Raw genomic sequence first — 1,659 nt, forward strand, 5'->3', positions numbered from 1 at the left:
CCCAGAGTGTGTAAAAACACCCGGACAAACCCTTGCTATGATTTCTGAGAATCTCATCGCAGGGGAAACCCATGAAACGGTTTATCCAGGGTGAACACCGAGGTCAAAGTACCTTACTTCCAGAAAGCCTCGACGACTACGTCAGCGATACCAATCCAGTGCGTGTGGTCGATGTCTTCGTCGATGAGCTCGACCTAGCCAAACTGGGTTTCGATAGCGTCATTCCAGCCGAAACTGGCAGACCTGCTTATCATCCTGCGATCCTGCTGAAGATCTATATCTACGGCTACCTAAACCGTATTCAATCGAGCCGACGTCTTGAGCGAGAAGCTCAGCGTAACGTCGAGCTGATGTGGTTAACCGGGCGCCTGATGCCCGACTTCAAGACCATCGCCAACTTCCGAAAAGACAACAGCAAAGCCATTCGCGGTGTCTGTCGCCAGTTCGTTTTGCTCTGCCAGCAGTTGGGGTTGTTTAGCGAAAACCTGGTTGCCATCGACGGCAGTAAATTCAAGGCCGTGAACAACCGCGACCGGAACTTCACCAGCGCCAAACTGAAGCGGCGCATGGAAGAAATCGAGGCGAGCATCAGCCGTTATTTGGCCTCGCTCGATGCGGCTGATCGCCAGATCCCTAGCGCCTCCAAGCCCGACACGGTGAGCTTGGAAGATAAAATCGCCAAGCTCAAAGCACAGGTGAAAGAGCTTCAGGGGATTGAGTCTCAGCTCAACGAATCGCCAGATAAACAGGTTTCGCTGACCGACCCGGATGCCCGTTCGATGATGACGCGCGGCAGCGGGATCGTTGGCTACAACGTGCAGACGGCTGTCGATACGCAGCACCATTTAATCGTTGCTCACGAGGTCACCAACAGAGGTTCTGACCGTGACCAACTCAGTTCAATGTCGAAGCAGGCTCGTGAAGCCATCGGCGTAGAAACGTTGTCGGTAGTTGCCGACCGAGGCTACTTCAAAGGCGAAGAAATCCTGGCCTGTCACAACGCAAACATCACCGCCTATGTGCCGAAGCCGATGACTTCAAGCGCTAAAGCTGATGGCCGATTCAACAAAGATGCCTTCGTGTATGACGCGACGAAAAACGAATACACCTGCCCGGCGGGAGAGGCACTGATCTGGCGATTCTCCAGCGTTGAGAAAGGCTTGTATATGCACTGCTACTGGAGTTCAAAGTGCCAGAGTTGCACGCTGAAAACCCAGTGCACGCCAAGCACAAATCGTCGAGTAAGGCGTTGGGAGCATGAAGCTGTGCTGGAGGAAATGCAGCATCGGTTGAACCAAGCACCAGAGATGATGAAGGTTCGAAAACGGACTGTTGAGCATCCCTTCGGGACGCTCAAGCAATGGATGGGGGCAACGCACTTCCTGACTCGAAAACTGAACGGGGTGAGTGCGGAGATGAGCTTGAATGTGCTCGCCTATAACTTGAAGCGCGTTATGAAAATCATCGGTACAGAAGGCTTGCTGAAGGCGATGGCGGCGTAAAGCGGCAGCTTTTGCTGCTCCAAGAGGTGCCAGAGCGCTTCATAAATGCTCTGACGCGCTATCGGCGCTGATCTTGGCAAATGTTCGGGAAATCGCCTCGCCCAAGAGCGCTGGGCTTAGGCATCCAACATACGGAAAGTGTTTTTACACACTCTGG

1 protein-coding gene is annotated in these 1,659 nt (G+C 53.4%); it reads left to right on the top strand.

Annotation, left to right across the window (positions count from 1 at the left end):
* Positions 1-71: 71 nt before the first annotated feature.
* Positions 72-1,502, top strand: coding sequence for an IS1182 family transposase (locus ACRESJ_RS17265; RefSeq protein WP_431758981.1), 1,431 nt, complete (start codon positions 72-74; stop codon positions 1,500-1,502).
* Positions 1,503-1,659 lie beyond the last annotated feature (157 nt).

This window comes from Pseudomonas sp., assembly GCF_050739655.1.
Classification (GTDB): domain Bacteria; phylum Pseudomonadota; class Gammaproteobacteria; order Pseudomonadales; family Pseudomonadaceae; genus Aquipseudomonas.